Annotated in this window: 19 protein-coding genes; 10 read left to right on the plus strand and 9 right to left on the minus strand. The window is 72.2% G+C overall.

What is annotated here, in order from left to right:
* Positions 1 to 86: 86 nt before the first annotated feature.
* Positions 87 to 3362 (minus strand): AfsR/SARP family transcriptional regulator, encoded by a 3276-nt coding sequence (locus LHJ74_RS08515; protein ID WP_260217119.1) that lies wholly within the window; start codon positions 3360 to 3362, stop codon positions 87 to 89.
* Positions 3363 to 3486: 124 nt separating this feature from the next.
* Between LHJ74_RS08515 and LHJ74_RS08520 the strand changes: the two genes are divergently transcribed.
* On the plus strand, positions 3487 to 4746 hold the full coding sequence (locus tag LHJ74_RS08520) for an MFS transporter (protein WP_260217120.1): 1260 nt from the start codon (positions 3487 to 3489) through the stop codon (positions 4744 to 4746).
* 62 nt (positions 4747 to 4808) lie between these two features.
* Here the strand turns inward: LHJ74_RS08520 and LHJ74_RS08525 are convergent, their stop codons facing one another.
* From LHJ74_RS08525 to LHJ74_RS08540, 4 genes are all read right to left on the minus strand, one after another.
* The gene (locus LHJ74_RS08525; RefSeq protein ID WP_260217123.1) at positions 4809 to 6071 is read right to left on the minus strand and encodes an MFS transporter; all 1263 of its coding nucleotides are present in this window, start codon (positions 6069 to 6071) and stop codon (positions 4809 to 4811) included.
* Between the two features lie 67 nt (positions 6072 to 6138).
* Positions 6139 to 6549, minus strand: a complete 411-nt coding sequence (locus LHJ74_RS08530; protein ID WP_260217127.1) for a MerR family transcriptional regulator — start codon at positions 6547 to 6549, stop codon at positions 6139 to 6141.
* A gap of 103 nt (positions 6550 to 6652) precedes the next feature.
* Positions 6653 to 7414 carry a response regulator gene (locus LHJ74_RS08535; protein ID WP_260217129.1) on the minus strand — a complete coding sequence of 254 codons (762 nt, stop codon included), beginning with the start codon at positions 7412 to 7414 and terminating at the stop codon, positions 6653 to 6655.
* A complete protein-coding gene (locus tag LHJ74_RS08540; RefSeq protein WP_260217132.1) occupies positions 7411 to 8547 on the minus strand; it encodes a sensor histidine kinase in 1137 nt (378 codons plus the stop codon). Before LHJ74_RS08540 ends, LHJ74_RS08535 begins: the two co-directional genes overlap by 4 nt.
* A 165-nt stretch (positions 8548 to 8712) precedes the next feature.
* Between LHJ74_RS08540 and LHJ74_RS08545 the strand changes: the two genes are divergently transcribed.
* From LHJ74_RS08545 to LHJ74_RS08560, 4 genes are all read left to right on the plus strand, one after another.
* Positions 8713 to 9642, plus strand: coding sequence for an ABC transporter ATP-binding protein (locus LHJ74_RS08545; protein WP_260217133.1), 930 nt, complete (start codon positions 8713 to 8715; stop codon positions 9640 to 9642).
* The gene (locus LHJ74_RS08550) at positions 9635 to 11167 is read left to right on the plus strand and encodes a DUF1349 domain-containing protein (protein ID WP_260217135.1); all 1533 of its coding nucleotides are present in this window, start codon (positions 9635 to 9637) and stop codon (positions 11165 to 11167) included. Before LHJ74_RS08545 ends, LHJ74_RS08550 begins: the two co-directional genes overlap by 8 nt.
* Positions 11164 to 12051: an ABC transporter permease gene (locus LHJ74_RS08555; RefSeq protein WP_260217136.1), complete on the plus strand. Its 888-nt coding sequence runs from the start codon at positions 11164 to 11166 to the stop codon at positions 12049 to 12051. Before LHJ74_RS08550 ends, LHJ74_RS08555 begins: the two co-directional genes overlap by 4 nt.
* A gap of 123 nt (positions 12052 to 12174) precedes the next feature.
* Positions 12175 to 12888, plus strand: a complete 714-nt coding sequence (locus tag LHJ74_RS08560; protein ID WP_260217137.1) for a spermidine synthase family protein — start codon at positions 12175 to 12177, stop codon at positions 12886 to 12888.
* A gap of 9 nt (positions 12889 to 12897) precedes the next feature.
* Here the strand turns inward: LHJ74_RS08560 and LHJ74_RS08565 are convergent, their stop codons facing one another.
* Complete coding sequence (locus LHJ74_RS08565; protein ID WP_260217139.1) at positions 12898 to 13764, minus strand: alpha/beta fold hydrolase; 867 nt, start codon at positions 13762 to 13764, stop codon at positions 12898 to 12900.
* Positions 13765 to 13900: 136 nt separating this feature from the next.
* On the minus strand, positions 13901 to 15448 hold the full coding sequence (locus LHJ74_RS08570; protein ID WP_260217141.1) for a glycoside hydrolase family 3 protein: 1548 nt from the start codon (positions 15446 to 15448) through the stop codon (positions 13901 to 13903).
* A 312-nt stretch (positions 15449 to 15760) separates the two neighbouring features.
* Here LHJ74_RS08570 and LHJ74_RS08575 point away from each other — a divergent pair, with 312 nt between their 5' ends.
* On the plus strand, positions 15761 to 16369 hold the full coding sequence (locus LHJ74_RS08575) for a CGNR zinc finger domain-containing protein (RefSeq protein ID WP_260217143.1): 609 nt from the start codon (positions 15761 to 15763) through the stop codon (positions 16367 to 16369).
* 116 nt (positions 16370 to 16485) lie between these two features.
* On the opposite strand, the gene LHJ74_RS08580 is transcribed toward LHJ74_RS08575, so the two are convergent.
* The gene (locus LHJ74_RS08580) at positions 16486 to 17526 is read right to left on the minus strand and encodes an NAD(P)-dependent alcohol dehydrogenase (RefSeq protein ID WP_260217144.1); all 1041 of its coding nucleotides are present in this window, start codon (positions 17524 to 17526) and stop codon (positions 16486 to 16488) included.
* Positions 17527 to 17717: 191 nt separating this feature from the next.
* On the opposite strand from LHJ74_RS08580, the gene LHJ74_RS08585 reads away from it, so the two are divergent.
* The 4 genes from LHJ74_RS08585 to LHJ74_RS08600 all read left to right on the plus strand — a co-directional run bounded on the left by LHJ74_RS08585 (position 17718) and on the right by LHJ74_RS08600 (position 21831).
* Positions 17718 to 18518, plus strand: a complete 801-nt coding sequence (locus LHJ74_RS08585) for a VOC family protein (protein ID WP_260217147.1) — start codon at positions 17718 to 17720, stop codon at positions 18516 to 18518.
* Positions 18519 to 18845: 327 nt separating this feature from the next.
* Positions 18846 to 19958, plus strand: coding sequence for a DUF6421 family protein (locus LHJ74_RS08590; RefSeq protein WP_260217148.1), 1113 nt, complete (start codon positions 18846 to 18848; stop codon positions 19956 to 19958).
* Positions 19959 to 20021: 63 nt separating this feature from the next.
* A complete protein-coding gene (locus LHJ74_RS08595; protein ID WP_260217153.1) occupies positions 20022 to 20867 on the plus strand; it encodes a DUF6202 family protein in 846 nt (281 codons plus the stop codon).
* Positions 20868 to 20880: 13 nt separating this feature from the next.
* On the plus strand, positions 20881 to 21831 hold the full coding sequence (locus LHJ74_RS08600; protein WP_260217155.1) for a GNAT family N-acetyltransferase: 951 nt from the start codon (positions 20881 to 20883) through the stop codon (positions 21829 to 21831).
* A 122-nt stretch (positions 21832 to 21953) separates the two neighbouring features.
* Here LHJ74_RS08600 and LHJ74_RS08605 read toward each other — a convergent pair whose 3' ends face one another.
* The gene (locus tag LHJ74_RS08605; RefSeq protein WP_260217158.1) at positions 21954 to 22844 is read right to left on the minus strand and encodes an ATP-grasp domain-containing protein; all 891 of its coding nucleotides are present in this window, start codon (positions 22842 to 22844) and stop codon (positions 21954 to 21956) included.
* Positions 22845 to 23072 lie beyond the last annotated feature (228 nt).

Genomic DNA, 23072 nt, shown 5'->3' on the forward strand with positions numbered 1-23072 from the left:
TCCAAGCGAGAAGAGATGTGTCCCTGTGATCTCCAGGAGTACCACTGTAGGCCCTTCATCGCACACAAGTTCGAAGCGGGCGTGTCTCAGCAGCGGACGGCCGCCGCTGGGGCGAGGGTCGTGCCCTGCTGGAAGGACTCCGTGAAGGCGGCTTGGCCGAGGGTCGCGGTCGCAGTGGCCGTGATGCGGTCGACGTCGGCGCGTTCGGCCCGTGGCAGTGGGGCGTTCACGCTGTGGCGGGCGGCGTGCGCTGCGCCGAGGAGCAGGGCCGCGCGCGCTGCCGCTGCCGGGTCCCCGGCAAGCGCCGCCGCGCCCGCCAGGCCCTCCAGGGAGAGGGCCAGGGCGCGCGGGTCCCCGATGGAGCGGGCGAGGTCGAGTCCGCGGAGGTGGTGGGCCGAAGCCTGGGCCGCGTCGCCGCGCTGTTCGGCGAGGAAGCCCAACTCGGCGTGAAGCAGATGGTCGCCCACCGCCGAGGACACCTGGCTGTGGCGGTCGCGGATGTGCAGCAGATGCCGCTCGGCGCCGTCCAGGTCGCCGGAGCGGCGGGCGCCGAGGGCGAGGCCCATCTCCGCGTGGATCTCGCCATACCGGGAGCCCTGTGTGGCGGCCAACTGCCGTGCCCGCTCGTGCAGTGCGCGGGCCCGGTCCCATTCGTGGGCGAGCAGCGCCAGGCGGCCGAGGCCGGAGAGGCGGGTGGAGACCTCCGCTTCGAGGCCCAACTCCTCGGCGATGTGCAGACCTTCGCCCTGGAGGTGTGCGGCCTCCGCGTAGTCGCCCTTGATCTCGGCCAGTGCGGCGAGCGGCTGCACCGTCTGCAACTCACCCCAACGGTCACCGACTTCACGGTGAATCCCGGCGCTGCGCAGCCCGTCGTACTCCAGAGTGGTGAGATCGCCCCGTGTGAGTGCGTGCATCGCACGCAGACCGAGAGTCGCGGCCGTGCCCCATCGGACGTCGGCCGGGTCGGCCGGGTCCGCTGCGTCGGGGGCGCCGCTGGTGAAGAGGTCGAACGCGCGGGCGTTGGCGTCCTCGCTGGCGGCCGGGTCGCCCGCGTTGAAGAGCCCGTACGCGAAGAGCCAGAGGGAACGGGCGTGCCGCAGGGCGTGGGCCGGTGCCAGGGACGACTGGGGCGCGTCGGCGGCGGGCGCAGACGTCCGGTCACCTGTGAGCAGGGCGAACGCCTGGCGGAGGAGGGGAAGTTCGCTACGTACGGCGTCCTCCGGGGCGGCGGAGAGTACGGCCGCAAGGCTGCGGTGGGCCTCGCTGAGGCGGCCGCGCAGCAGCCACCACCAGGCGAGGGCGGTGGCGAGCCGTACCGCCTCTTCCGTGCCGCCCGCCTCGTCGAGCGCGGCCCGCAGGTTGGCGGACTCGGCGTCGAGGCGGGCGAGCCATGCCTGCTGGTCGCCGCCGCGAAGACGGGGTTCGGCGCGTTCGGCCAGCTCCAGGTAGTAGCGCAGATGCCGTACGCGTACGCCGGTGAGGTCCTCCCGCTCGCGCAGGCGCTCCGTCGCGTACGCGGCGACGGATTCGAACAGCCGGTAGCGGGGGGCCGTACCGGCGGAGCCTCCGTCCACCATGACGACGAGGGACCGGTCGACCAGCCGCGTCACCAGATCGAGGACTTCCTCGCGGGGCACGCCGTCGCCCGCGCACACCGCTTCGGCCGCCTCCAGAGTGCAGCCGTCGCGGTGCACGGCGAGGCGGCTCAGCACGACGCGCTCAGGGGTGCTGAGCAGTTCCCAGCTCCAGTCGATGACCGCCCGCAGCGTCTGCTGCCGCGCGGGCGCGCCGCGTCGGCCGGAGGTGAGCACCCGGAAGCTGTCGCCGAGGCGGGCCGCCAACTCCCGTATGCCCAGGCCACGGACGCGGGTCGCTGCCAGTTCGAGGGCCAGCGGGATGCCGTCCAGGCGGCGGCAGATCTCCGCGACGGCTTCCCGTGTCGCGGCCTCGTCCGGTGCGAAGCCGGGTGCGGAGGCGGCGGCGCGGGCCGTGAACAGCCGTACGGCGTCGGCGGTCTGGAGCGGTTCGACCAGATACACCGCCTCGCCCGTGAGGCCCAGCGGTTCCCGGCTGGTGGCCAGCACACGCAGGCCGGGTGCGGCGCGCAGCAGGAGTTCCGCGAGTTCGGCGGCCGGGCCGACCACCTGTTCGCAGTTGTCGAGGACGAGGAGCGTGCGGCGGTCGCGCAGGGCGGCCGCGAGCCGGTCGGCGGGGGCCGGGGGAGCGCCGCCGAGTCCGGGCAGGCCGGAGGGCGCGTCGTCGCGGACGCCGAGCACGGTGGAGATCAGCTGTACGAGCTCGTCGACGCCGCCCCCGCGCTGACCTGCCAGCTCGACGAGCCACACGCCGTCAGGGACATCCGCTTCGGCTTCCGCGCCCTGGGCGAGGCGGGTGGCGGCCTCCACGGCGAGCCGCGTCTTGCCGACACCGCCGGGACCGGTCAGCGTGACCAGCCGCGGCGCCGACGCCGCCGGACCGAGGAGCTGACCGAGCTCGCCCAGCGACCGGTCGCGGCCGACCAGCGCCGTGAGCGAAGCCGGAAGGTTCGAGCGGGGACGAACGGGGGTGGGCGGTGCCTGCTCCAGGGCGGACGCGGCGACCGGCGGCGGGGCGAGTGACACGTCCTGGCGCAGGATCGCCTGGTGGAGCGCGGCCAGTTCGGGGCCCGGATCGAGGCCCAGCTCATCCGCCAGGCGCTCCCGCAGTTCCGCGTACGAGGCGAGCGCCTCGTTCTGGCGACCGGCCCGGTAGAGGGCACGCAGCTGGACGGCGCGCAGCCGTTCCCGTAGCGGATGGTGCGCGACCAGATCGGCCAGTTCCCCGCTGAGCAGGGTGTGGTCGCCCGCCGCCAGACGGGCCTCGGCCTGCTCCTCCAGGACGGCGAGCCGCAACTCCGCCAAGCGGTGGGCGGCTGCGCGGACGAACTCCTCGTCCGCGAAGTCGGCGTACGCCGGGCCGCGCCACATCTCCAGCGCCTCGCTGAGCTGTGCCGCTCGGGCGCCCGGATCGGGCAGGAGTCGGGCGCGGGCCGTCAGGGAGCGGAAGCGGTCCGCGTCCACCTCGGCCTCGGTCTCGGGCTGTCCGGCGCCGTCGAGGCGAAGCCGGTAGCCGGGCGGCTGGTGCAGCACGCGGTCGCGGCCGAGGGCGCGGCGCAGCTGGGAGACCTTGGCCTGGAGCGCGTTGGCGGGATTGCCCGGCGGCTCCCCGCCCCAGAGGTCGTCGATGAGCCGGTCGGCGGAGACGGGCCGCCCCTCGTGCACCAGAAGATCGGCCAGCAGCGCCCGCACCTTCACCTCGGGAACCCTGACCGGCCGGCCTTCGCCGTCCCACACCGCCAGCGGACCGAGCACCCCGAACAGCATGCGTGAACCGTACACACGGCGGAGCGGCCTGCTGCGGCCGACCGTCAGCGGACCATCAGCGCCTCCGAAGCGCTCGCGGGCACTGTCGTCACCACACCCGGAGCACAGAACGGACACCACAACGATGCGTACCGCAGCGAAGACCGCAGCGAAGACCACCGCACCCACCACCGGTGCCCAGGAACAGGAACAGGAACAGGAACAGGAACAGGAACAGCAGAGACTCCCCGTACTGGCGCTGCTGGCGCTGGCCACGGCCGTCTTCATCACCAGCCTCACCGAGACGCTGCCCGCCGGGCTGCTGCCCGCGATGAGCGCCGAGCTCGGAGTCAGCGAGTCCGCGACGGGGCAGACCGTCACGGTCTACGCGATCGGTACGGCGCTGACCGCGATCCCGCTGACCGCGGCCACCGCCGCCTGGCGGCGCAAGCGGCTGCTGCTGACGTCGATGGCGCTCTTCGCCGTCGCCAACACCGTCACCGCCTTCTCCTCCGCCTACCCCCTGACCATGGCCGCCCGCTTCGTCGCCGGGGTGGCCGCGGGCCTCGCCTGGGCGCTGCTGGCCGGATACGCCCGCCGGATGGCGCCCGCACACCTCCAGGGCAAGGCGATCGCCCTCGCCATGGCGGGCATCCCGGTCGCCCTGGCGCTGGGTGTGCCCGCCGGGACCTTCCTCGGCGAGACGCTGGGCTGGCGGGTGGCCTTCCTGATCATGACGGTGCTCACGGTCGTACTGCTCGGCTGGATCACGGCGGCCGTCCCGGACTTCCCCGGTCAGCGGCGGGAGGCCCGTACCCGGATGCTGCCCACGCTGCGCATCCCGGGCGTGGCCCCGGTCCTCTTCGTCACCCTCGTCTTCGTGCTGGCCCACACCATCCTCTACACCTTCATCGCCACCTACCTGGACGAGCTGGGCATGGGCGGCTCCACGGACGTCGTGCTGCTGGTCTTCGGTGCCGCCTCGCTGGTCAGCATCTGGGCCGTCGGCTCCCACATCAACCGCCGGCTGCGCGCGCTGACCCTTGCCAGCACCCTGCTGGTCGGCGTGGCGGCGGCGCTGCTCGCCGTACTGTCCGACAGCCCCGCCATGGTCTACCTCGCGGTGACGCTGTGGGGTCTGGGCTGGGGCGGCGCCCCCACCCTCCTGCAGACCGCCGCGGGTGACGCGGGCGGTGACTCCGGCGACGCCGTGCAGGCCATGCTGGTCACCCTCTGGAACGCCGCGATGGCCGGTGGCGGAGTCGCGGGCGGCATCCTCCTCGGACTGGTCGGCACCACGTCCTTCCCCTGGACGATCCTGCTGCTCCTGGTACCGGTCCTCGCCGTGGTGATCGCCGCACGCACCCACGGCTTCCCCGCCATGCGCGGTAGCGCGATCCGGTGAGTGACACCGGGACGGAATCCCGCGCCGCCCCCCGGCACCGCATCGGCGGCCGGAGAGACGGGTTACACGGACTGTTCCGTGCTGGCTGTCCCGTGAGTCCGTGTGCGAGTACGGCCACCAGGTGGCCGTACTCGCACACGGTCTGACGAGGGGGTGTGCTCCGGGGCGAGGGTGAGCAGGAAGGACAGCAGCATCAGGGCGCCGCCCGCCAACGGGACGAACCGGATGTCGGCGGTGGCGATGACGATGCCGCCCACCGCCCCGGCCACCCCGGTGCCCAGGTACAGCCCCGAGATGTTCAGCGCCAGCGCGGGCATGGCGGCCTCGGGGCCCGCCGCGGCCATGATGCTGCCCTGGATCGGCGGGTTGAGTGCCCAGGCGAACACCGACCAGAAGGCGATCAGTACGACCAGCACCGCCGGCGCGGCCGTCCCGTCCATGCCGCTGAAGCCGAACGCGGCGGCGAGCAGCAGCGTCAGCGCGTGTCCGCCGATCACCACCCGCAGACTCCGCCGGGGCCCGAAGGCGTCGGCGGCCCGGCCTGCCAGCAGCGCGCCCGCCAGGCCCGCGAGGCCGACGACGAGCAGGACGACGGACAGCAGGGTGCCTGAGCCGGAGGCGGCCTCGGCCACATAGGCGGACAGGTAGGTGTAGAACATCAGTCCTCCACTGCCCGCCAGGAAGGTCACCGCGACCAGCCGCAGTACGGCGACGCGGCGCAGCGGAGCGAGCCGTTCGCGCAGCGGCGTGCTCGGGCCGCCCGGCACCGAGGGGGCCGTGGTCAGCAGGCCGATGACGGCGAGGGTGCCGACCGCGGCGAGAAGCCAGAAGGTGGCGCGCCAGCCCAGGGCGCCGCCCAGCCAGGTGCCCAGCGGGACGCCGGTGAACAGCGCGGCTGTCATGCCCGCCGTGGCGACGCCGAGGTAGCGGCCCTGCTGGCCTTCCGGGGCCCGCATCGCCACCATCGTGAACGCCGCCGCGGTGACCACGGCCGCGGCCAGGGCCGCCGCGATCCGGGCCGCCAGCAGCGAGGCGTATCCGGGGGAGAGCGCCGCCGCCACGTTGGCCAGGACGAACACCGCCAGCCCGGCCACCATCACCGGGCGCCGGGGGAAACGGGCGAAGACCAGCGCGAGCGTCGGTGCGCCCAGCGCGTACACGACCGCGAAGACGGTGACCAGCTGGCCCGCGGCCGAGACGCTGACCGAGAGGTCCCCGGCGATCTCCCGCAGCACACCCGCGATGATGAACTCGTCGGTGGCGGTGGCCAGCAGGGTCAGGAACAGTACGTACAGCCAGCCGGGCAGGGCGGCGGATCGCGCCATGGGGCACTACCTCCTACGTGGGTCATGGGATCGATCCGCACGCTAGGCAGTGACACCGGTGTCAAGGTCAAGCGCCGGAGCGCAGCAGCTCCGAGAAGTGCTCCGTGTCCGCCGCCCCGGCCCGCAGCCGCGCGATGCGCTCCACCAGCTCGGCCCGGTACCGCTGGAGCTGGGCCGCCTTCGCCTCCACCTCCGCGAGCCGTCCCTCGTACATGGCGAGCGTCCCCTCATCGGGGCTGTCGCAGGCCAGGAAGTCGGAGGTCTTCATCTCCAGGCAGGGCGCCACCTGGCGGATGTCGTCCAGCAGCAGTCCGGCACGCAGCAGCTCGCGCAGGTTCCGCACCTGGTTGACGGCCCGGTCGTCGTACTCCCGCCAGCCCTTGCTGGTGCGCCGCGCCTCCAGCAGGCCCTGCTGCTCGTAGTAGCGGATCGAACGGCGGCTCGCGCCGGTGCGTTCGGACAGCTGGCCGATCTGCATGCCGACTCCCTTCCTGTGGCCCGCCGTACGCGGCTCCACACGACGGTACTGCGGGGCTCACGGCGTGGGCAGGGGCCCGGGAACGGGAACGGGACCGGGGCCGTCAGACGCGCTCGCCGCCTCCGCGCCGGTGCGGGATGTGCGGGCCCTTCGCGCGGGCGATGACGAGCCCGGATTCGTACGCGGTCATGACCGCCTGTGCCCGGTCGCGCAGTCCGAGTTTGCGCAGCAGACGGCTCACATGGGTCTTCACCGTCTCCTCGCCCACCACCAGCCGGGCGGCGATCTCGGCATTGGACAGCCCCTCGGCGATGAGGCACAGCACCTCGGTCTCGCGCGGTGTCAGCTCGCCCAGCGAGGGAGCCACCGGGGGCGGGCGGAGGCGGGTGAACTCGCCGATCAGGCGGCGGGTGATGTTCGGGGCGAGCAGCGCCTCACCGGCCGCGACGACCCGCACGGCGTCGAAGAGCCGTTCGGCAGTGACGTCCTTGAGGAGGAAGCCGCTGGCGCCTGCGGCGAGGGCGTCGTACACATGCTCGTCGAGGTCGAAGGTGGTCAGCATCAGGACGCGCGGCGGATCGTCGTGGGCGGTGGCGGCCACGATGCGGCGGGTCGCCTCGATGCCGTCGACGGTGGGCATGCGCACGTCCATCAGGATCACGTCGGGGCGCTGGTGGTGGCAGAGCCGGATCGCTTCCGCGCCGTCGGCGGCGGTGCCGACCACGGTGAGGTCCGGCTGGGTGTCGAGCAGGGCGGCGAATCCGGCGCGTACGACCTGCTGGTCGTCCGCCACGGCGACGCGCACGGGACCGAGACCGGGGCCGGGGCCGGGGCCGGGGGAGGAAGCGGGGGAGGAGGCGGTCATGCGGCGGTTCCTTCCCGCTGGGCGGGACCGGTCTCGGTGCTGTCGGTGCCCGGTGTGGTGGGCAGGGTGGCCTCGACGAGGAAGCCGCCCACCGGCGCCCGACTGGTCCGCAGTTCGCCGCCCACGGAGGCGGCGCGCTCGCGCATGCCCAGCAGGCCGTGACCCTGGCTGTCGCCCCGGTTCTCGCCTCTCCGGGCACGACTGGCCGTGGGCCCGGGGCCGTTGTCGCGTACCCGCAGGTGCAGCGTGTCCGGGCCGTAGACGATCTCCACATCGGCGGCGGCGCCGGGCGCGTGGCGGCGCACGTTGGTCAGCGCCTCCTGGACGATGCGGTATGCCGTCAACTCCAGCCCCGGATCGAGCGCGGTGACCCGGCCCGTGACGATGAGCCGGGTGCTCGCGCCCGCCGACTCCCGGGTCTCGTCGAGCAGTTCGAGGAGCTGCTGAAGTCCCGGCTGCGGCTGCCGGGTCGGTTCGGCTCCGGCCCCGGCGTCCTCGCGCAACACCCCGAGCAGCCTGCGCATTTCGGTGAGCGCGGTCCGGGCGGTGTCGCCGATGGCGAGCAGTTTCTTCGCGCCCTCCTCCGGCATTCCGGGGGTGGTCAGCCGTGCGGTCTCGGCCTGCACCGAGATCATCGAGATGTGGTGCGCCACCACGTCGTGCAACTCGCGTGCGATCCGGGCCCGTTCGCCGCGCGCGGAGAATTCGAGGAGCCGGTGTTCGATGTCCTGCCGGGAGGTGTCCCGCTCGGCGGCCTCGGCACGGACCCTGCGCACGCGGCGCCGGGCGAGGACGGTCCAGACGGTGAACAGGGCGACCAGGCCGGTGGCGAGCGGCCCACGGTGGAGTACTGCGGCGGGGACGGTGGCGGCCGTGATCACCGTCGCGGCGGCCCCGGCGTGGTGGCGGGCGGCGGTCAGCGGTGCCGTACAGCACAGCCCGACCAGCAGGGCCAGCGGCAGGAAGACGGCGGAGCCGTCGGTCTTGGCCACCGTGGTGCGGAGTACCGTCTCGGCGATCGCGAGCAGCGCGAGCACGACCCCGGCCACCAGCATGCCGTCGCGCGCCGCGCCGCCGCCCCTGTCCGCCGGACTCGTCGACGCACCCCCGTAGGGCACCCCCGTCTGCCTCATGGACGCCATTGTGACCGCCCGGACGCCGCCCGCGAGTCCCCCGTCACCGGATCGCCGCGTCCCCCGCCAGGGGGACGAGCCCGGCGCCCGTCCCCAGGGCAGGGCCGCCGGGAATGCCCCCGCACGGTGACGACCCGGCACCCGTCCGGTTCGTAGCCTCCGGGTATGGAAGCAACAATCGAAGTCCGGGGGCTGCGCAAGCGGTACGGGCAGACAGTCGCCGTCGACGGACTGTCCTTCATGGTTCGGCCGGGCCAGGTCACCGGCTTCGTCGGCCCCAACGGGGCGGGCAAGTCCACCACGATGCGCATGATCATGGGCCTTGACCGGCCCGAGGAGGGCACCGCGCTCATCGGCGGCCGCCCCTACCGGTCGCTGCGCACGCCGCTGTGCGAGGTCGGCGCCATGCTGGACTCGGCGGCCGTACACCCCAGCCGGGGCGCCCGTCATCATCTGCTCTGGGTCGCCCACGCCAACGGTCTGCCCGCGCGGCGGGTGGACGAGGTCATCGACATCGTCGGGCTGTCCGGCGCGGCGGGCAGGTCCGCCGGGGGCTTCTCACTCGGGATGCGGCAGCGGCTCGGCATAGCGGTCGCGCTCCTGGGCGACCCGCCGGTGCTGATCCTGGACGAGCCGGTCAACGGCCTGGACCCGGAGGGCATCGCCTGGATGCGCGGACTGCTGCGGTCACTCGCGGCGGAGGGCCGCGCCGTGCTCGTCTCCAGCCATCTGATGAGCGAGCTGGAGGACAGCGCGGACCATCTGGTGGTGGTCGGCCGTGGCCGTCTCGTCGCCGACACCAGCGTGCGTGAACTGCTGGCCGCGGCCTCGGGCGACCGGGTGCTGGTGCGTACGGCGAGCCGGTCGGAGGCAATGACCGTGCTTGCGGGCGCCGGCGCGGTGGTGGCCGCCACCGACCGGGAGGCGCTGACCATCGTAGGGATGACCGCCGAGCGGATCGTCGCGCTGCTGGGAGAGGGCGGTGTGCCCTTCTCGGGGGTCGCCGAACACAGCGCGTCGCTGGAGGAGGCGTACATGGAACTCACCAGGGACGCGGTCGACTTCAGGGGTACGGCGGGGAGCAGCGGTGAGTGACGTGACGGGAGGGGCGGCGGCACCGGACGCGGCACCGGACGCGGGCGCGGACGCGGGCGCGGCGTCCGCGACGGGAAGTCCAGCGCCGTACCGGAGTTCGGTGCAGGGCGCGCGGGACGGCTTTCCGCAACTGCTGCTTGCCGAGTGGACCAAGCTCAGGTCGGTCCCTCGCTGGGCACTGACCATGGCGGCGGCCGTCGTGCTGACCATCCTGGTCGCCCTGATCACCGCCGGAGGGGCGAACGCCGACCACGCGGGCGGCGACGGCGAGACCAACGCGCGGGCGAGCGTGCTCCGCGACGACCAGGACCGGGGCCACCTAGTGCACCGGCCGCTGACCGGGGACGGCACCCTCGTCGCCCGGGTGACCGCGCAGAAGAACAGCGACCCGTGGGCCAAGGCCGGGCTCATGCTCAAGGAGAGCAACCAGACGGGGGCTTCGTACGCGGCGGTCGTCCGTACGCCCGACCACGGCGTCCGGATGCAGACGGGCTTCAGCGGCGACACGACGGGCACCGCGCGCGGTGCGGACGCCCCGCTGCCCCGCTGGCTGAAGCTGACCCGCGCGGGTGACTCCGTCACCGGCCATGTCTCGGCCGACGGCGCCGACTGGCACAGGATCGGCACCGTCGAACTCGGCGGACTGCCCCGTACGGTCAAGGTCGGGCTGTTCGTCGGCTCGCCCGACGACGTGGAGGTGACGCGGCAGTTCGGCGGCGAGGCCGTCGAGGGGCGCCCCACCGACGGCAAAGCCACCTTCGATCAGGTGCGGGTGGAGGGGCAGGCGGGAGGGCCGCAGTCCGTGCCGTGGCGCGACCGCGAGCGGACGGCCGGGCACGCGGGAGGCGGCTTCACTCAGGCGGACGGCACCTTCACCGTGACCGGAACGGGTGACATCGGACGGGACGAGTTCGTCGACGACCTCACCCGGGACACGCTCTCCGGTGTGCTGATCGGGCTGATGGCGGTCGTCGCGCTCGGCGTGCTGTTCATCACCGCCGAATACCGCCGCGGCATGATCCGCACCACCTTCACCGCCAGCCCGCGCCGCGGACGCGTCCTCGCCGCCAAGGCCGTGGTGATCGGAGCCGCCACGTTCGCCGCAGGGCTCGTCGCCTCCTTCGGCGCGTTCCTGCTCGCCGCGCCGGTGCTCCGCTCGGGCGGCCGTCAACCCGTGCCGCTCTCCGAGGGCCCTGTCCTGCGCGCGGTCCTGGGGACGGCGCTGCTGCTGGCCGTCATCGCCGTGTTCAGCCTGGCCGTCGGTGCGCTCCTGCGGCACAGTGCCGCCGCGATCACCACTGTCCTGCTGCTCGTGCTGCTGCCGCTGATCGTGGCCACCGGACTCCCGCTGTCGGCCGCGACCTGGCTCGAACGCCTGACGCCTGCTGCCGGGTTCGCCATCCAGCAGACCGTGCACCGGTACGACACCGTGATCGATCCGTGGGCCGGGCTCGGCGTGCTGTGCGGCTACACCGTGATCGCGCTGGCGCTGGCGGCCCGTCGGCTCCGGACACGTGACGCATGAGCGCGCGGGAAGACGCGCTGGGCCCGCAGCACGCGGTACGTGCCGGGCACGCGGTACGTGCCGGGCACGCGGTACGTGCCGGGCACGCGGTACGTGCCGGGCACGCGGTACACGCCGAGTGGACGAAGCTGCGCACCCTGCCCAGCACCGGCTGGCTGCTGCTCGCGCTGGTCGCTTCGACCGTGCTGGTGGGCGCCGCGGCCACCGGCACGGTCGGTACGGAGAACTGCCCCACGCCCGCGCAGTGCTTCGAGGACACCGCCGAACTCAGCCTCACCGGCGTACGGCTCGGACAGGCCGTGGTCGTCGTACTCGCCGTACTCATGATCAGCGGCGAGTACAGCACCGGGACCATCAGCGTCACCTTCGCGGCGACCCCCCGCCGGGTCACGCTGCTGCTCGCCAAGGCGGCCGTCGTCGCGGGCGCCGTGCTCGGCGCCGGGGCTCTCGCGGTGCTCGGGTCCCTGGCGGCGGGCCGCGCGCTGCTGCCCGGCAACGGCTTCACCGAGGCCCACGGCTATCCGCCGCTCTCCCTCGCGGACGGTCCGACGCTGCGGGCGGCAGTCGGGACGTTGCTGTACCTCGCCCTGGTCGCGCTGCTGGCGCTGGGGGTCGCCGCCGCCGTACGTGACACGGCCGGAGCCCTCACCTCCGTACTGACCCTGCTGTACCTCGCCCCCGTGCTCTCCGGGCTCATCGCCGACCCGCAGTGGCAGGAACGGATCCAGCGGTACGCGCCGATGCCCGCCGGGCTGGCCGTGCAGGCCACCACGCATCTCGAACGGCAGCCGATCGGACCCTGGGCGGGCCTGGGCGTGCTCGCCGCGTACGCCGCGGCGGCCCTGCTGGTGGGGGCACTGCTCACCGTACGCCGCGATCCGTGACCCCGGAGCGGCGAACGTCCGAGCGGTGAACGTCCGGCTCCGCATTCGGTGTCACCCTGGTGAACCCGCGGGGACGACACCGCGCGCGGAGAGCCGAGAGCCGAGAGCCGAGAGAGGAACCGGATGAGGGCACGTTTCGAGGAGATCGACTGGCAGCCGACGCCGATGGGGGAGATCAGCCTCCGGCGCCGGGCCGACCCCTCGTCTGGTGAGCAGGTGTACGAGGTCAAGCTCGGCGACGAGTTCCTGATGTCCAGCATGTTCACGGCAGGGGAGATCGCGCTGGCGCGGCTCGGGCTGGCGCAGGCGGCGGGCGGGGAGCTGGACGTCGTGGTCGGCGGGCTCGGGCTCGGCTACACCGCCGACGCTGTGCTGGACGACACGCGGGTCCGCTCGCTGACCGTCGTGGAGGCGCTGGGGGAGGTCATCGGATGGCATGAACGCGGGCTGGTGCCGCTGGGGGAGCGGCTGGCGGAGGACGCGCGCTGCCGTTTCGTCCACGGCGACTTCTTCGCTATGGCCACCCACCCCGACGGCCTCGACCCGGATACCGCCGGGCGCCGCTTCCACGCGGTGCTGCTGGACGTCGACCACTCACCGGAACATGTGCTGCACCCGAGCCACGCCTCGCTCTACCGCCCCGAGGGCCTGCGGGCGCTGGCGGAACGCCTCTACCCGGGCGGTGTGTTCGCGCTGTGGTCGAACGACCCGCCGGAGGAGCGGTTCAGCGCCGTGCTCGCGGAGGTCTTCGCGGAGTCGGAGGCGCGCGTGGTCACCTTCGCCAATCCGCTCCAGGAGGGCACCGCGACCAACACGGTCTATGTGGCGCGGCGGTGAGGGGGAGACTCAGCGGAGGACGCGGCCGAGGAAGCCCCGGATGTAGCCGGTGATGGTGTCGAGGTCGCTCTCGAGTGCGAAGTGCCCGGCGTCGAGCAGGTGGATCTCGGCATCGGGAAGGTCGCGGGCGAAGGCGCGGGCCCCGTCGGGGACGAAGATCTCGTCGTTGGCGCCCCAGACGGCGAGCAGCGGCACCTGGCTGGTGCGGAAGTACTCGTGCACCTGCGGATACCGCTCGACGTTCGTCGCGTAGTCGCGGAACAGCCGGAGCTGCACCGCCTCGTTGCCGGGCCGGTGGACCCTCGCGTGATCGTGCTCCCAGGTGTCGGGGCTGACCAGGCTGGGGTCGGGCACGCCGTGGAGGTACTGCCAGCGGATGGAGTCGAGTTCGAGCGCGCTTCGCACGGCCGACTCGGTCTCGGGCCCGGGGTTTGCGGCGTAGGCCCAGACCGGCGGCCAGAAGGACGCGTCGAAGCCCGCCTCGTAGGCGTTGCCGTTCTGGGAGATGATCGCCGTGATCCGCTCGGGGTGGGCCAGGGCGAGCCGCCACCCGATGGGTGCGCCGTAGTCCTGCACGTAGAGCGAGTAGCGGTCCACGCCGAGGTGTTCGAGGAAATGGCCGGTGACGCTTGCCAGGGAGTCGAAGGTGTAGTCGAACTCCTCGACGGTGGGGGTGCTGGAGCGGCCGAACCCGATGTGGTCCGGTGCGATGACGTGGTACCGGTCGGACAGGGCGGGGATCAGCTCGCGGAACATGTGTGAACTGGTCGGGAACCCGTGCAGCAGTACGACGGAGGGGGCTTCGGGGTTGCCTGCCTCGCGGTAGAAGACGGTCTGGCCGTCGACGAGGGCGGTGCGGTGGTGGATCTTCGACATTTCTAACCCCTGTAAATGCTTTGACTGGTTAGCGCTGACGTGATCAGGAGACCATGCCGACGCTAACCTGTCAAACGCATTTAAGGGGTTAGTTCGCGTGGTGCGCCGCTGCGGCCCATCGGCTGCGGCCCGGCCGTTACGGCCTCCCGGCCAGCACCTCCGCCGCCGCCAGGCCAGAGACCCTGGTGGCCCCGTGCGTGAGCAGGTGCACGGCGCCGGGTGCCAGTCCGTTCGGGACGCCCATCTCGACGACCACCGCGTCCGGGCGGCTGCGCAGCATCCGGTGCACCGCGTCCTCCATCCAGGGGTGCCTTGCCGCGTCGCGGACCACGACGACCAGTGGCCGTCCGACCGCGGGTGCCAGCGTGGAGCGCTCCAGCAGGCCGTCCGCCCCGGCCAGTTCCGTTTCGGCCAGTTCCGTTTCGGTCAGCCGGACGGAGGTGGTGCCCGGCAGCAGTTCGCTCAGCGGGGCGGCCACTCCCCACGGAGTCACGCCGCCTATGGCGAGGTTCATCGTCGGGGACAGCTCCACGACATGAGGAGCGTCGGGCAGCGGCAGCAGTGATCCGGACCCCGATGCGCCGAGCACCCGTACGGCCCGCCGGGCGGCGACCAGTCCGATCTGCGGCCCGGCCACCGCGCCGGTGCCCGGGGCTGCCTCCGCCGCGCGGGTGCGGCTCGCCGACCAGGCAGCGAAGTGCCGTACCCGGCCCGCCGCTTCGGCGAGCCGCTCGGCGTCCAGCGTGCCGCCCTCCACGGCCTTCACCAGCGCGGCCGAGAGCAGGTCGAAGGTCGACTCCTCGGCGTCCTCGCCTCCGACGCAGACCGCGTCGACCCCGTTGACCACGGCGCGGACGGTCGCCCCGTCGATGCCGTACCGCTCGGTCACCGCGCCCATCTCGATGGCGTCGGTGACCACCATGCCGTCGAAACCGAGTTGGTCACGGAGCAGGTCGACCAGGATGCGGCGGCTGAGAGTGGCGGGCAGTTCGGCGTCGTAGGCCGGTACCAGCAGATGCGCCGTCATCACCGCCCGTACGCCCGCCTCCATCGCGGCGGTGAAGGGCGGCAGGGCGGTGGCCGCGATCTCCTGGGCGCTCGCGGTGACTTGGGGCAGGCCGTGATGCGAGTCGACGGCCGTGTCGCCGTGGCCGGGGAAGTGCTTGGCGCAGGCGGCGACACCGGCCTTCTGGAGCCCGCGGACCCAGGCGGCGGTGTGCCGGGCGACGGCGCCGGTCTCCGCGCCGAAGGAGCGTACGCCGATGACCGGGTTCCTGGGATTGGAGTTGACGTCCGCGCTCGGCGCGTAGTTGAGCGAGACGCCGACGCTGCGCAGCTCGCTGCCGATGTCGTACGCGACGGCCTCGGTGAGTTCCACGTCGTCGACGGCGCCGAGCGCGAGGTTGCCGGGCCGGGAGGCTCCCGTCCACGCTTCGAGCCGGGTGACGTCCCCGGCCTCCTCGTCGATGGCGATGATCAGATCCGGATTCTCGGCGCGCAGCGAGTCGTTCAGCCGGGCGACCTGCTCGGCATCGACGATGTTCCGCCCGAACAGCACGACGGAGTGCAGTCCTTCGGCGATTCTGCGGCGCACCCAGTCGGGGGCGGTGGTCCCTTCGAACCCGGGTTGCAGTACGCAGTTGGCCAACTGCGCCGTTTCCCGGCAGCGGCTGTTCGACTCCATGGCAGAGACCTCCCATGGCGCGCACGGAGGCCCGCCAGTTGGTCGACGCGGTGACAGGGGGGGACTTGGTACAGTCCAATTTGGATGTTGGCGTAGGCCAATACGGGTGTCAAGGAGACCTGTCGCCGTGCTGGGCCTCCGCGTCCAGGGGGCTGGCGACCGTGCTGCCGCACGGTGCCGCCCCCCGGCGCACCGGCGCGGTTTCAGATGCCGCCGGCCGTTCCCAGGCTGACCCGGCAGGCGCTCAACCGATGATCCCCGAATGGGCGGTTAGGCTGGGTGCCACAGTCCTCGCGAAGGAAGGAGCGCCCGGTGCCCCGGCAATCCGAGACCGACCCGCGGCCGCTGACCGGCGAGCCACTGTCGGTCGACCTGCTCAATACGCGCTGGAAAGACGCCGGCGGCGCCCACGACCTGCTGGAATCGACCGGCGGCCTGGCCCGCTGGCTCGACGGCTCGCCGCTGCGCAAGGCCCTCGGTGACCGCACCGTCTCCGTCGGCGGCTCCACCGGCGACGGAGACGGCGCGGTCACCGCCGACCGCGCCACCCTGGACCGGCTGCTGCTGGCGCGGACCGGGCTCGCCTCGCTCATCGACGCCCCGGCCCCCTGGGAGCCCGGCCTCGCGGACACGCTCAACTCCGTGCTCGACCGGGGACGGCTCCGCCGACTGCTGCCCCCGGACGGCGAGCCGCGCACCGAGGTCGAGGTGGACGCGGCGTCCTGGCTGCCCGCCTGGCTGGCCGCCGAGGACTTCCTCCGGCTGCTCGCGGACCGCCCCGAGCGCATCCGGGGCTGCACGAACGAGGACTGCGTCCTGCACTTCTACGACGTTTCCAAGAACGGCACCCGCCGCTGGTGCTCGATGGCGGGCTGCGGCAACCGCGCCAAGGCCCTGCGGCACTACGCGCGGCACGGCTAGCGCCGGGTCGGCGGGTCGGCGGGTCGACCGGCGCGTATCGGTCGGTGTGTCGCGTGGTGATCCTCGCTCAGCTGGTCGAGCACCGGCCCCAGCCGCGGATCGTCCCGCCGCAGATGTCAGCCGTGGGGCAGGATCACCGCGCGGCCGCTCACCTGCCCCTCCTGCAACCGCTCGTACACCTGGGGAGCGTCGTCGAGCGCGTAGGACTCGACCTGCACTTCGATCACCCCGGTCCGTGCCAGCTCCAGCACCTCGATCAGCTCCGACCGGCTGCCCCAGTACGGTGCGCGCACCGCCGCGTCGTACGGGGTGATGCCGAAGCCGACGGACGCCGTACCGCCGCCGATGCCGACGACGGACACGTCGCTCTCGACGGCCGCGCAGCCCGTCGCGATGTCCACGGTCGCCGGGGCGCCGACGAAGTCGAGGACGGCCTCGGCGCCGTGACCCTCCGTCATCTCCAGGATCGCGTCGGGCGCTTCGAGGTCGGACTGCAGCGCCGCGTGCGCGCCGACCGCACGGGCCAGCCGCAGCTTCTCCTCGGTGACATCCAGGGCGAACACCCGGGCGGGAGTGAGCGCCCGCAGCAGCTGAATCGCCACATGGCCGAGACCACCGGTGCCGATCACCACGGCGCTGGTGCCCGGGACGAGCTTGGGCAGCGAGGTCTTCACCGCGTGGTACGGGGTCAGTCCGGCGTCGGTGAGCGGGACGGCTGTCACCGGGTCCAGTTCCCCGAGCGGCACCAGGTGGCGCGGATCGTCGACGAGCAGGTACTCGGCGAGGGCACCCGGCGCGCCCAGCCCCGGCGGGTAGATGCCCAGCTCGGCGGCGCGGCGGCAGTAGTTCTCCTGGCCTCGGGCGCAGCTGAGGCAGCCGCCGCAGCCCCACGGGCCGTACACCGCCACCGGCGTCCCCGGCGGCAGCGTCTCGACGCCCGGCCCAGCGGCCTCGATGGTGCCGGCGCCCTCGTGGCCGAGAGTCAGCGGCAGCGGGAAGGGCAGGTTCTCCGCCGACCAGCTCATCACGACGACGTCCGAGTGGCAGACCCCGGCGGCGGTCACTTTGAGCAGCACCTGCCCGGGGCCCGGCTCGGGGGTGGGGACGGTGACCACCTCGGGGGCGGCGCCCACACTCCGGTATTGCACGGCCTTCATGGGCGACTCCTGACTCTGGTCGCGAAGCGGCCCCTCCTCGATTGTCGCCCCGCACCGTCTCCGGCGCAGGCCGGACGCGGCGGTGGCGACGCCGGGCCCGAGGACCCGCGGAGGTGGCGGCCCCGTCGGCCTGCGGATGTCCGTGGCGGGTGCCACGCTGGTGGCATCGGTATCCGTGAAGGGAAATGATCATGATCACGACTGATTTCGTTCCCGGCTCGCCGTGCTGGCTGGATCTGGGCGTGCGGGACGCCCGCGCGGCAGCGGCGTTCTACGGTGCGGTGTTCGGCTGGCGGATCGAGCCGTACGAGCCCGCGCCGGACGGATTCGGCTTCTTCCAGCTCGACGGCAGGACGGTGGGCGCGCTCGGCCCGCTGAGCGGTGAAGAGGCCCGCTCTTCCTGGATGATCTACTTCAGCACCTCCGACGCGGACGCGGCGACGCGTGCGGTGGAGCGGCTGGGCGGCTCGGTCCGCGTCCCGCCGATGGAGGTGGAGGGCGCGGGGCGGCTGGCGCAGTACACCGATCCCGTCGGCGCCGAGTTCGCGGTCTGGGAGGCTGCCGGGGTGCGGGGCATCGAGGCGGCGGACGAGGCGGGCACGCTGACCTGGGTCGAGTTGTGCACGACGGACGCCTCCGCCGCGCGGGGCTTCTACCGTGGTCTCTTCGGCTGGGAGACCAAGGACGTGGCGATGCCGGGCGACAGCGAGGGGACGTACACGCTGCTGACCCCGGCGGGCGTCAGCGAGGAGCGGATGCACGGCGGCATGGTCGAGGTGCCTGCCGAGTACCTCCAGATGACCGGCGGCACGCCGTACTGGCACCCGGTGTTCGGCTCGGACGACTGCGACGCCACGGTGGCCGGCGTCACCGCCCAGCGGGGCACGGTGTCGATGGGCCCGGAGGACGCGCCCGGCGTCGGCCGGCTGGCCGTCTGCGCCGACCCGTCCGGGGCGGAGTTCGTGGTCCTCACCCCCGCCCCGGGGGAGTGAGGACGGCCCACGGCTGGGGCGGCACCGCTCGGCACACCCAGGAATGGCTCATTGGGGAGATAACACCCGAGTATTCAGGGGCGAGTTGGTGCTGCGCGGGAATGTGCGGAAGAGCCTGATCCAGGATCTGGTCAGGCTCTGTCGGCGCGGTTAGGCTCCCTCTTGGTCACCGCGTTTCCGGTGGTCACCGCGGCCTTTACCGGGACCATGCGGTAGCGGAGGGTGTGTGCGGCGAGACTCAGCGCAAGCCGGTGCGGCCGCAAATCCTTCCCGCCGGATCGGGTGTTTCGCGGCATGGCCCGGGTGGGTAGCCAGGAGGGGCGTGTGATGGACGAGATGAGCTCGGTGTTCGCCGAGGTGGACGCATTGCGGAAAGGGCTCCCGGAGCGTGCCTCGTACCGCTCGGAAGAAACCCTGAAGGAGCTGGCCCGTCAGATCGAGGGCACCCGGCATCTTTCCCGGCAACCGGCCGCTCAGGCATTCCTGGAGGATATCCGCTCGTTCACTCCCGGTGAGCGTCTGCGGGCCACGAAGGAACACATCAACAGCCGCCGGGACAACCATCTCTTCTCGCTGTTCGACGCCTCCTACTTCCCGAAGCTGTCGCTGGACTACCTGACCTACGAGGAACTGCCCGCGGACGCGCATCTGGCCGAGCGGTACGCGAGCAACACCGCCCCGGTGCGCATCACCGGGCGCTCGGCGGGATTCCATTCCCGGGTGGTCGTGGCGCTCTTTCCGGAGAACCACCTCGACGGGCTCCAGGACCCGGACGACCTCATCTTCTACTTCATCGACAAGTTCGTGGAGCGGCACAACCGGATCACCCGGGGCATGATCGACGCGGTGATGGCCGAGGGCAGCTTCCCGCTGATCCAGGGAGCGCCGGACGCGACGGTCGAGCAGGCCTCGTCCTGGTGGGTGCGGCTGCACGAGTACCACCACCGGCAGGGCGACATGCCCATACCGGACTTCCTCGACGCGAAGAAGTACAAGCCGCTGGCCGGGCTCGAGGAGTTGCGGGTGGACGTCTCCGCGATGCTCGCCCTGCTGGGCGACGAGAAACTTCCGCGCGAGGAGGCGCTCACCGCCTACGAGTACATCCTCTCGGAACGGCTGCTGCGCTACGCGGTGGAGGGCATACCGCGGCCGAACTACGACGCGGTGGCGTCACAGCTGCTCTTCGGATATCTGGAGCAGCACGAAGGTATCCGGGTCAAGGACTCGGTCATACAGCTGAGTCCGGAGATCCCCGAGGTGCTGGCACGGTTCCTCGCCGAGATCCACGCAATCGAGGCGCACATACGGGAGGAGCCGGTGGCGGCGGTTCGCAAGCGACTGCTCGCACTCACCGACAAGTACACCGACTACGACCCGGTGGCCCGTGACTACCGCTACGTGCCGTTCTTCGCCGAGGTCAAGAAGAAGCTGGGCATCTAGGACAGGCCCTAGGCCCCGCCCCGGGGCTGTCCGCAGGAACTCTCACCAGTATCAGGAGTGATTGTGACCACTGCCGTTGAATTCTCCACCACCGACCGCGACGCGCTCGACGAGCGGGTGGACAAGGAAATCGACAGGGCGCGTCTGCGACGTGCCGACAACAATTTCTTCGGCAAAGCGCGAAGTGTGGATTCCGTCACCCCGCAGGCCGCGCTCGACGTCGCCGTCTGGTGGCGGATGATGACGAAGAGTTTCATGTTCAGCACCCTCGCCGGACTGGGCACCATGGCCCGTGCGTTTTCCACTCGGGAGGCACCGACGCGCGATCTGCTCGGCGCCTTCCAGACGGTGTATCAGGTCATCGGTGACGACTTGGACAACGCGGCCCCGGAGTTCAGCGCGGTCGCCCCGAAGGGCCCCGCGGGAATTCACTACATCTGGTGGGACGACACCATCGTCGCCCCGCTGGCCTCACGGCTGGGCCCGGCGGCGCAGGAGCTCGCGGAGGAACTCCCCGCACCTGTGGCGGACTTGCTGACGAACATGGAGCGGCTGGCCGACTCCCCGCTGGGCGCCGCCGTCCAGCTGCGGGTGGTGGAGACCATCGCGCTGGACATCGCCGTGGGCTTCCGCCGGATGTACGCGAAGGTGTGGGTGGAGGGAGAGAAGGTCTTCGGAGAGACGCCCCAGTTCGCCTGGATCGACGCACACATCAAGGCGGAGACCGTGCATGCCGCGCAGGTCAGCGACGAGGAGACCGGCATGACGATGATGGTCACCACGGAGGCGGAGGCTGCGGAGTTCGAGCGGCTGGTCGGCGAGTACGTGGACAGCTGGTCCGGTGCTCTGGAGTGCTTCGCGGGCAGGCTGGCCGGGGCTTCGCCGGAGTCCGCCGCGGCGACGGCCTGAGCGGGGAAGACCATTGGAGGTCGTCGACCGATACGGTCTCGCGCTGGCACTGATCGAGGCCAGGGAACTGGCGGACGAGCCCTGGCTCGGCGCGGACCGGCCGGTTGACGTCGTCCGGGTGCCGGATCCGCCCGCGGCGAGCTGGGCCGAGCTCGCCGAGCGGGGCTTCGTCCACAAGCCGTCCGTGCTCACCTGGGTGTCCGCGCTGGGTCCCGACGAGGACACCCACCTGGCCGGGCTGAACCGCACGGCGCGCAGGTCCGTACGGTGCGCCCGCCGTGAGGCGGCCGCGGCCGGGCTGCGGGAGGTGGTGGAGGATCCGGTGACGCCGGATTCGCTCGACCGGTTCTTCGCGCTGTACCAGGACCGGGTGTCCGAGATGCGTTTCGGCGTGCCCTTCGCGCTGGACTACCGGGACGTGGTGCTGCACGGGCCGCGGAAGTTCTTCGGCGTCTTCAGCTATGAGGGTGACGAAATGGCGGGCGGCGTTCTGCTGCTGGAGTGCCCGGCCGTCGACCTGGTGGTGCTCCGCTTCTCCGCGGTCAGCGCCCGGTGGCGCCGCTCCAGCCTGGCCCGCCCGCTCTATCTCGCGGCGATGCGGGCCGGGCGGGAACGCGGATACAGTAGGGCCTCCATGGGGAACGAGCCGAACCTGCTGGGCCATCTCACCCAGCCGGGGCTGCTGCGCTTCAAGACGGCGCTGGGCTTCCGGGCGGTGCCCTCGCAGGAGTGTGCAGATCCGCAGGGCGGCGACGAGGCGGATCTGGTGCTGCGGCTGGACGCGCTGAACGACCCGACGCTGATCCTCGGCTACGCCGGGCCTGCCGCGGGCCGGCCCGGCCGGAGCCTGGCGGGCCATCTGTTCTGCGAGGCACTCGTCGACGCCGAGCTCTACCACGCGCCGTTCCTGGAGTCCCTGACCGTACGGGCCCCTGGGGGCCCTGGCCGCACGCCACCGGCGTGACCCGGCACGGGGTTGTTCGCACGAGACCGTGGACCACGTGCGGGCCCTCCAGCGCCGCCGCGCCGGTCTCCGTCCGGCCGCCCCGCCTGCGCGTCGCGCACGGTGGCTCCGCTCTCCGCGGGTCAGGCCGCCGCGGTCCGCTCCTCGACCCAGTCGTACACCCCGCCCAGCACCTGCCGGTGCTGCTCCCGCCCCATCAGGGCGAGGAAGCCGGGGATGGGGTTGACCTCGAGGATCAGATAGCCGTCCCGGGTCGGCAGGACGTCCAGCCCGGAGAGTGTCATCCCCATGGCGCGGGTGGCGCGCAGGGACAGGTCGACCAGCTCCTCGGGGGCGTCGAAGCGCTCGTAGCTCGCACCCTCCATCGTCTTGCAGCGCCAGGAACCGGCGGCCGGCAGCTTGAGGAGGTTGAGCGGGGTGGCGTCGCCCGCCACCACGATCCGGTACTCGCCGCCCTCGGTCGGGCAGTACGGCTGGCACACCAGGGTCGGGAAGCGGGCGAGCAGGTCCTCCACGACCGCCTTGTCGGCGCTCGGGTCGACGATGCGCTCCACATCCATCCCGCGGTAGCCGAAGGACGGTTTGAGGATCACCGGCCCCCACGCGGCACAGGCCGACTCGACGTCCGCGAGCGACATCACGGACCGGATCGGTGGTATGGGCAGCCCGGCCGCGGCCAGCCGCTGTGCCATCAGAAATTTGCTGTAACCGGTGACCCAGGCGTCCGCGGGGTCGAAGAGACTGACGCCTGGGACGTTGCTGAGCATGGTCAGCCGCTCGACCCGGTCCTGCCAGTCGTCACCGTAGAGCTTGCACCTGTTGATGATGGCCTGAAACGACTCTGCGGGCTCACCGCGGAGCGTCAGTGAGGGGCCCTCGGGTCCCGGGTGGTAGGCGATGTCCTCCAGCGTGAAGAAGGAGGTCTCGTGCCCGCGTTCGCGGCCGTAGTCGACGAGGTGGTGGCCGTCGGGATCGATTCCGGAGTAGTCCCAGCCGAGCACGCCGATCTTCACGCTGCCTCCCAGAACTGACGTGCCGCGCTGCACGCTCGTCGCACTCACGTGCTGTTCGGGTGAGCCTGACCTGCACCCGAAGCGTTGTCAAGGGGGCAAGCACCGCCGGGAGTTGGGTTCTGCAAGTGACTAAACGGTGCTCGCGCACGGGGCTTCCGCGAGCCTTCGGTCATCCTCTAGGCTCAGCCGCTCGGTTGGGTTGCTCAGGTGGAGTTGCTCGCGTAGGAG

This window comes from Streptomyces gossypii (assembly GCF_025165795.1).
In the GTDB taxonomy this organism is placed as follows: domain Bacteria; phylum Actinomycetota; class Actinomycetes; order Streptomycetales; family Streptomycetaceae; genus Streptomyces; species Streptomyces gossypii.